The sequence below is a fragment of the Pseudomonas sp. NPDC087346 genome (assembly GCF_044744235.1).
Taxonomy (GTDB): Bacteria; Pseudomonadota; Gammaproteobacteria; order Pseudomonadales; family Pseudomonadaceae; genus Aquipseudomonas.
On the sequence record NZ_JBIUXX010000003.1, the window covers coordinates 49484 to 57432 of the forward strand.

Sequence of the window (7949 nt, forward strand, 5' to 3'; positions counted from 1 at the left end):
TGCTGCCTGATCCCCACAGATTTTTGCGTCATCCACAGATGATGCGCACGCCCATGAACCTGTGGGAGCTGGCCTGCCAGCGATGGGGCCATCAGCCTGGACCATTGCTGTCTGATCTACTGCCATCGCGAGCAGGCTCACTCCTACAGGGGGTCTCAGGCGCCGTCGAGGGTGCGGCGGACTTTGTCGAGCAGTTCGTTGATCTGGAACGGTTTGATCAACATGTCCATACCGGCGCCGAGAAACACCTGCCGATTGATCGCGGTTTCGGCGTAGCCGGTCATGAACAGGATCGGCAGGTGTTCCCGCCAGCCCCGTGCAACGTCCGCCAGTTCCCGACCACTCATGCGCGGTAGACCCACGTCAGTCAGCAACAGATTGATCGACGGATCATTCTGCAAACGCTCCAGCGCCGTTTCGATGTCGCCCGCCTGAGTGCAGCGATAACCGGCATCTTCCAATACTTCGGTGACAAACATCCGCACTGAAGGCGTGTCCTCGACAATCAGCACATGCTCGCCAGCCCCCTGGGAATCGACAGCCGACGGGGCGACATCGGCACCTGTCGGGTCGCTGGTGGCTGGCAGCATGATCGTCACTTCAGTACCGCGCCGGGCCACGCTGCGGATATGCGCATCGCCGCCGGACTGGCGGGCGAAACCATAGATGGTCGACAGCCCCAGCCCGGTGCCCTGGCCCAACGGCTTGGTAGTGAAGAACGGATCAAACACCTTGTCGATCACGTTGTGCTCGATGCCGGTGCCGTCATCGCGTACCGACAACGCCACATAAGCACCATCAGCCAGATTCGGATCGCCATGGGAGTACGCCGCGTACGTGTTGACCCAGATATTGCCCCCCTGCGGCAGCGCATCACGGGCATTGATCACCAGATTCAGCATCGCGCTTTCCAGCTGAATCGGATCGACCAGCGCAATCGCCGGTTTATTCGTCAGCTCCAGCTTAAGGGCTATGCGTTCACCAATGGTCCGCACCAGCAGTTCCTCCAGCGAGCGCACATGCTCGTTGATGTCCACCGGTCGCGTATCCAATGGTTGCTGCCGGGCGAAGGCGAGCAGGCGATGAGTGAGGGAGGCGGCGCTCATCGCCGAGTTCAATGCGGCTTCGGCGTAGAACTGCACCTTGTCGAGACGTGCGTCGGCCACGCGTTTCTGGATCAGCTCGAGGCTGGTGATAATACCGGTCAGTAAATTATTGAAGTCGTGGGCGATGCCGCCAGTGAGCTTGCCCAGTGCATCCATTTTCTGCACTTGCAGCAGTTGGGCCTCGGCCCGCACGCGATCGGCGACCTCCTTGGCCAGTTGTGTGGTGGTGTCATCCAGCCGTGCCAGGTGGGAGCGCTCGCGGTGGCGGTGTTCAGTGACGTCCTCGACAAACACCAGGCTCAGTTGCGGCGTGCGATAGGGTGAAATCTGCCACTCGGTTTCGCGAGTCTGCCCCTGCACACGCATGTTCAACGTGCCTTTCCAGCGCTCGCCATCGACCAGCCGCAGGCGCAACTCATTGAGAATTGCGCCCTGGCCCGCTTCGAAGCACTGGTCAAGCGTCTCGGGATCGAGATTGTCTTCGATCAATTGCGCGAAAGCATGGTTGCATTCATGAACCTTGAGGTTCGCGTCAAGCACCGCAATCGGCGCGGAGACATTGATGAAAATCTCGCGAAAGCGTGCCTCACTTTCACGCAGCGCATTCTCGGTGTCGCGCACCCGCAACAGAGTACGCAGGGTCGCCAGCAACACGTCCGGATCGACCGGATGAATCAGGTAGGCATCGGCCCCGGCATCCAGGCCGGTGATGATGTCGCCGGTCTGGATCGAGGCTGCCGAGACATGAATTATCGGCAACAACGCGGTCTTCAGATCGGCGCGCAGAATGCGCACGATGTCGAAACCGCTCATGTCCGGCAGATTGACGTCGAGGATCAGCGCATCGAGTGCTTCGCTTTCGATCAATGCCAGGCCTTCAGTGCCGGTGCCGGCTTCCAGCACTTCGTAGCCGTGACGTTCCAGCCGCCGGCGCAAGGCGTAGCGGGTGGCGACGTTGTCGTCGACGATCAGCAGACGCATGTCACGTTTCATCGACATTCTCCAGAGCAATCGCCAGCGGAATGATCACGAAGAAAGTAGACCCGATCCCCGGGGTACTCAGTACACCCACTTCACCACCCAGCAGGGCCGCGAAACGTTTACACAGTGACAGGCCGAGGCCGGTGCCGCGCAGACGTTTTTGCAGCGGCGAATCGACCTGGGAAAAGTCCTCGAACAAGGCGCCGTGCAACTCCGGGGCGATACCGATGCCGGTGTCACTGACCGCGAAGCGCACTTTGTCCTCGCCTTCGAGCTGGGCTGAAACTCGGACCACGCCACGGGTGGTGAACTTCAGCGAGTTGGAAATAAAATTGCGCAGGATCTGCCCGAGTTTCTTGTCGTCGGTGAACAGGCGCGGCAGACCGGCGGGTTCCTCGAAAATCAGATCCACGGCGGTCGCATCGACGATTGGCCGGAACATCCCGCGCAACGCGGAAAACAGGTCAAACATGTCGAACCAGGCCGGGGAAATAGTGATACGCCCGGCCTCGATCTTCGCCAGATCAAGCAGGTCATCGACCATGTCGCTGAGTTCGCGGGCGGCGGTGCTGACGAACGCCACTTGTTTGTGTTGCTCGGGACTGAGGGGGCCGTCGAGTTCGTCGGCCAGCAGGCTGTTGATGCTGAGGATTGAGCCCAGCGGGGTGCGGAACTCGTGACTCATGTACGACAGAAAACGGCTTTTCAGATCCGAGGCCTGACGCAACTGGTCGGCCTGGGTGTCGAGTTCGGCGTACAGCGCGAGCACGCCCTGATTGGTTTCATCAAGTTCTTCGCGCAGGGCGGCGGTCTCGCTCTGCAACTGCGCGATAAGCGCTGCCTGCTCGGCATTGCTCAAGGTTGGCGACTCAGCCATGGGCGGCCTCCAGGGCAACGACCAGCACCGTTACATCGTCGCGCCCGCGACAGAAATCGCGGTGCAGGACGGTGGCTATCACGGCGGGGTGGCGGTGCACCAGACCGGGATAGTCTTGAAGACTCCAACGGGATTGCAGGCCGTCGCTGTACATGATCAATAAATGTCCGTTTACGTGAGCATAGTCAAAGGGCTGGGCTTTCCTGTACTGGACGCCAACGATTCCCGGGTGCGAGGCCAGACCACGGGACTTGTCCGCTGCGATCAGGCTTGCGCCAATGTTGCCGACACCGGTAAACGTCAGGCTGCCGCGCCCGGCGTCGAACTGGGCAATCGCTGCCGCGCCACCACGGGTGCCGATCATGTCCCGGTGCATGTCATCCATCAGCATGACCGGGGTGGTGAACGGTGCCAGGGCGAACGGACGTTCTCCGGCCCTGGCAGCGCGCTCGGCTTCCTCGCCGTGGCCGAGTCCATCGACGACCAGCGCACTGACATTATTGTCCTTGAACGCCAGATGCCAGACATCGCCGCACGCCGGGTCGTCGTGCAGCGAGTGCTGACTGACACCGTAACGCAAATCCGGCTGGCGGTCGGCGCGTGGATACACCCGCGCCAGCAACACCGCGCCACGGGCATCGGCATACACGTCGAACAGTTCTGTCTGCCGCGCCACTGCGCCGAGGCCGATGCCCTGGGTGCCGCCCGTGGAGAAACCGTCCGCCAGACAGGCATCCAGATCAAAACCCTGAGCGCGATCAACCGCGAGCATTTCAATGCCGAAGCCGTTGGCACGGGGAAGGGCGCGCAGGTGCAACTCGCCGCGACTGGCATGTTTGAGCACATTGCTCGCCAGTTCGGTGGCCACCAGCGCCACGCGCCCAGCGTCGGTTTGATCAAAACCGTGCTGCTCGGCGAGCTTCTGGGCCGTACGCCGGGCATAACCGATCTGGCTGCTGTCTTCAATCAGCAGCACCTGGGTCATCGACCCACCGATATTCATGTCCATCGGGTGATCGTGATGCGCGTGCCTTTGCCGGGCTCGGTGTCCAGTTCGAATTCATCGACCAGCCGTTTGGCGCCGGTCAGGCCGAGGCCCAAACCGCTGCCGGAAGTCCAGCCATCGGTCATCGCCAGTTTGATATCGGGAATGCCCGGGCCCTCGTCACGGAAGGTCAGACGCAGGCCGACCTTGCCGCTTTCATCGAGGATCTGCCAGTCCATGTCGCCGCCACCGCCATAGACCATGGTGTTGCGCGCCAGCTCGCTGACAGCCGTCACCAGTTTGGTCAGGTCGATCAGGCGCATGCCGCACTCGGTGGACAGTTTGCGCGCGGTCTGGCGCGCCAGCACCACGTCCTGCTCAATCTGAATCGGTTGAGTACCACTGCTGCGCACGGTCATTGCTGGCGTACTCGTTCCTGCAGCAGCTTCATCCCGCGCTCGACGTTGAGCGCGGTACTGACGCCGGGCAGGGTCAGGCCGAGTTCGACCAGCGTGATCGCCACCGCCGGCTGCATGCCCACCAGCATGGTTTCGGCGTCCATGATTTTCGACAGGCCGGAAATGGTGCCGATCATCCGCCCGATGAACGAGTCGACCATGTCCAGCGCCGAGATGTCGATCAACACCCCGCGCGCAGAGGTTTTACTGATGCGTTCGGATAGGTCGTCCTGCAGGGTCAGGGCGAGTTGGTCATGCATGTCGACCTGAATGGTGACGAGCAGGAAGTCGCCCATTTGCAATATAGGAATGCGTTCCATCGGCTTAAACCGGTTTGCCGAGGCTGATGCCCAGGCGCGTCAGGGCGAGTTTCAGCGCATCGGCCAGATTGGCTTTGGTCACCACGCCTTGCAGATCGAGGCCCAGATGCACGATGGTCTGGGCGATCTGCGGACGCACGCCGCTGATGATGCAGTCGGCGCCCATCAGGCGGATTGCAGTCACGGTTTTCAGCAGGTGCTGAGCCACCAGCGTATCGACGGTAGGCACGCCGGTGATGTCGATGATGGCGATTTCCGAACCGGTGTCGACAATGCGTTGCAGCAGCGACTCCATCACTACTTGCGTACGTTGCGAGTCGAGGGTGCCGATCATCGGCAGCGCCAGTACGCCATCCCACAGCTTGACCACCGGGGTCGAGAGTTCGAGCAGTTCTTCCTGTTGGCGTTTGATCACCGCTTCACGGGATTTCTGGAACGTACGGATGGTGTGCAGGCCGAAGGCGTCGAGCAGTTCGGAGATTTCCCAGAGTTGTTCTGCGAGCTGCGCCGGTTGTTTTTTGTAGTGGCTTTGCAGCAGGGTAAACAACGGGCCTTTCAGGGCAAAAATGAAGCTGGCGGTCTGTTGCGAGTCCTGACCGAGCAGAGCGCGGCTGTGCGAGAGTTTTTCGAGAAATTGCCGCGTTGCATCCCAACCCGATGCGACTACGTTCGTGCCGTTGTCGTTTTCCAGGCCGGTAATCACCAGTTGCAGAAACTCAGTGGTTTCCCTATGGATGTCCTGTTCCTTGAGATTGCGGGTGGCACCGCTGGCTTCAAGTCCTTTGATCCAGTCGCCCAGCAGCTGTACTTGTTGTTTTTTCATCGCATCGAGTGTGCTGTTCTGCAGTGCTGCCATGTGCCTGTTGCTCCGTAGCGAATGGGGGGCCGATTTTGTAAAAAATGACCGGCGCAGAGTCAGTGACATTTGCCGTTCAAAATAGTTGTTCGTTCCTGCGAAGATATTTTTGATCTGGCGCAAGAAACGTCTCGCTAACTCTAGTCGGCGTGGCTGCAAGCTGCGAAGTTTTGAACGTTTGCCCGGTAGCAGGCTTCGAAACTACAAGGCTCGACGGATTCAGGTCGTGCTGGCTTAGACCAACGAGGTGGCTATGAACGAGCAATCGCCGCAACAGCAGAACCAGGCCGGAGAACCGATCAACCGCAACGATCCTGCGATTGATCCGCAAGTCCCGGGACAGCCTGCGCCCACGCAGCCCGCACAACAGCAGGGTGATACCGACCAGGCGCAAAGCGCCGATCCGGCGGTGGATCAGAAGAACAAGCACACGGACAATGACAACGAGTTCAGCCCAGGCTTCGAGCCTGATCCGGATCGGGCGAAACCGGGTGAAGAGACCGATGCGGATATTGATACCGATGGCGGCTAAAACGCGCTGAAACGACAAGAGGCCGCATTCATTGAATGCGGCCTCTTTGTTTGTAGCAGGGACTTACTTGCTCGGATGTTTGGCCTGCAACTCTTTTGCACCGGCGAGGTGTTTTTCCAGTGCCGGGAGCATTTTCTGGGCGAAGGCTTTCAGCTCGGTCGCGCCTTTGGTTTTGTCATCGGTCACGGTGTTGGCTTCTTTCTTGAACAGTTCGATGGTTTCTTCGTGAGCCTTCACCTGATTGTTGGCATAGGCCGCATCGAAAGATTCATCGCGCATGTCGAGAATCTTTTCCTTGGCCTGTTTGACCAGTGTGGTGCTGTCCGGGACCTTGATGTCATTGGCCTTGGCAATCGAGGCCAGTTCATCATTGGCCTTGCCGTGGTCAGTGATCATCATGTTGGCGAACTCTTTGATGTCGACCGAGGAACTCTTTTCCAGCGCGAGGCGACTGGTTTCGATTTCGGCGATGCCACCGGCAGCGGCGTTATCGACAAAGTTGTTCGAAGTCGCGGCAAAGGCGCTGCCCATACCGCTGCTCAAAACGACAGCCAGAGCGAGGTGACGCAGTTTGAATCCGTCCATTAGCGTATCTCCACACAGGTTTTTGTGATCGTTATGCAATGGAGGCAGCGCGACGAAAAAAGGTTTTATCGCATTTGCGACAGGGCGACGAACGGCCACCGCTGGTCTGACAGGTGGTCGACAGAACCGCCCGACCGAGGCCATTCTGATAACTGGCTGACGCAATCAGTCGCGTTGGCTGCCGATCAACTGACGGAGGTGTTCCATGCCGGTTTCCCATGACCTGTATCAGGACTTGAGCTGCACGAAGGAAGAGATCCAGCAAAAACGCTCCAAGGACCCACTACTGGATTCACTGCTTACCAAGTATTCCCAGGCTGACGCTGAAGTGGTCGATGCGGAAAACGCGAAATCAGACGATGACGTCGTGCGAAAACTCAAGGAGAAACGCTTGCTGGTCAAGGACAAGATCGTCAGGCAGTTGGAGTCTCAAGCCTGACCGGCGATTGATCCGCCGACCATCGGTGGCGGATTGACTGGAACGACGCGCACGACCGGCACCTCGAATGTTCAGAGTCCGAATTCATCGACTCCTTGCGAGGTGCCTCATGAACACAGACAAACCCAAATTCCCCAGTGAACAGCAGGGCGCATTCGACCCGGTGCCGACCCATCCGGAGCCCAATAGCCCGGCGCATACCGCCGAGCATCCCGAAGAAGATCCCGAGCTGGATGATTTGCCGAAAGACGAAGATCCGGACAAGTTCGATAGATCCGGTAACTGAACCAATGCCATCGCTAGCAGGCTAGCTCCCACAGTGGATTGCATTCCAAATATGGAGCCGGTTCTCTGGGGATAATGCATTCTAAATATGGAGCCGGCTCTCTGGGGATTGCATTCCAAATATGGAGCCGGCTCTCTGGGGGTAATGCATTCTAAATATGGAGCCGGCTCTCTGGGGATTGCATTCCAAATATGGAGCCGGCTCTCTGGGGATTGCATTCCAAGTATGGAGCCGGCTCTCTGGGGATTGCATTCCAAGTATGGAACCGGCTCTCTGGGGGTTGCATTCCAAATATGGAGCCGGCTCTCTGGGGAATGCATTCCAAATATGGAGGCGGCTCTCTGGGGAATGCATTCCAAATATGGAGCCGGCTCTCTGGGGATTGCATTCCAAATATGGAGCCGGCTTTCTGGGGATAATGCATTCTAAATATGGAGGCGGCTCTCTGGGGAATGCATTCCAAATATGGAGCCGGCTCTCTGGGGATTGCATTCCAAATATGGAGCCGGCTTTCTGGGGATAAT

Annotated in this window: 10 protein-coding genes; 3 read left to right on the forward strand and 7 right to left on the reverse strand. The window is 58.9% G+C overall.

Going from position 1 to position 7949, the window contains the following annotated elements; genetic code table 11:
* Positions 1–155: 155 nt before the first annotated feature.
* Genes ACIOZM_RS02890 through ACIOZM_RS02915 form a run of 6 tightly spaced genes read right to left on the reverse strand, consistent with a single transcriptional unit; the run spans position 156 to position 5583 of the window.
* Positions 156–2099 carry a response regulator gene (locus ACIOZM_RS02890; RefSeq protein WP_401209341.1) on the reverse strand — a complete coding sequence of 648 codons (1944 nt, stop codon included), beginning with the start codon at positions 2097–2099 and terminating at the stop codon, positions 156–158.
* Entirely contained in the window at positions 2089–2964 is an 876-nt protein-coding gene (locus ACIOZM_RS02895) for a sensor histidine kinase (RefSeq protein WP_401209344.1), read from the reverse strand. The genes ACIOZM_RS02890 and ACIOZM_RS02895 overlap by 11 nt, the downstream gene beginning before the upstream one ends.
* The gene (locus ACIOZM_RS02900; protein ID WP_401209692.1) at positions 2957–3967 is read right to left on the reverse strand and encodes an ATP-binding protein; all 1011 of its coding nucleotides are present in this window, start codon (positions 3965–3967) and stop codon (positions 2957–2959) included. Before ACIOZM_RS02900 ends, ACIOZM_RS02895 begins: the two co-directional genes overlap by 8 nt.
* Positions 3964–4368 (reverse strand): anti-sigma regulatory factor, encoded by a 405-nt coding sequence (locus ACIOZM_RS02905; RefSeq protein ID WP_401209347.1) that lies wholly within the window; start codon positions 4366–4368, stop codon positions 3964–3966. Before ACIOZM_RS02905 ends, ACIOZM_RS02900 begins: the two co-directional genes overlap by 4 nt.
* Positions 4365–4727 (reverse strand): STAS domain-containing protein, encoded by a 363-nt coding sequence (locus ACIOZM_RS02910; protein WP_025112567.1) that lies wholly within the window; start codon positions 4725–4727, stop codon positions 4365–4367. Before ACIOZM_RS02910 ends, ACIOZM_RS02905 begins: the two co-directional genes overlap by 4 nt.
* A 4-nt stretch (positions 4728–4731) precedes the next feature.
* On the reverse strand, positions 4732–5583 hold the full coding sequence (locus tag ACIOZM_RS02915) for an STAS domain-containing protein (RefSeq protein WP_401209349.1): 852 nt from the start codon (positions 5581–5583) through the stop codon (positions 4732–4734).
* A 253-nt stretch (positions 5584–5836) separates the two neighbouring features.
* On the opposite strand from ACIOZM_RS02915, the gene ACIOZM_RS02920 reads away from it, so the two are divergent.
* Positions 5837–6115: a hypothetical protein gene (locus ACIOZM_RS02920; RefSeq protein ID WP_401209352.1), complete on the forward strand. Its 279-nt coding sequence runs from the start codon at positions 5837–5839 to the stop codon at positions 6113–6115.
* Positions 6116–6178: 63 nt separating this feature from the next.
* On the opposite strand, the gene ACIOZM_RS02925 is transcribed toward ACIOZM_RS02920, so the two are convergent.
* Positions 6179–6700 (reverse strand): DUF4142 domain-containing protein, encoded by a 522-nt coding sequence (locus ACIOZM_RS02925; protein WP_401209355.1) that lies wholly within the window; start codon positions 6698–6700, stop codon positions 6179–6181.
* Positions 6701–6905: 205 nt separating this feature from the next.
* Between ACIOZM_RS02925 and ACIOZM_RS02930 the strand changes: the two genes are divergently transcribed.
* A complete protein-coding gene (locus ACIOZM_RS02930; RefSeq protein ID WP_401209357.1) occupies positions 6906–7139 on the forward strand; it encodes a DUF465 domain-containing protein in 234 nt (77 codons plus the stop codon).
* Between the two features lie 109 nt (positions 7140–7248).
* Complete coding sequence (locus tag ACIOZM_RS02935) at positions 7249–7425, forward strand: hypothetical protein (protein ID WP_401209359.1); 177 nt, start codon at positions 7249–7251, stop codon at positions 7423–7425.
* The last annotated feature ends 524 nt before the right edge of the window (positions 7426–7949 follow it).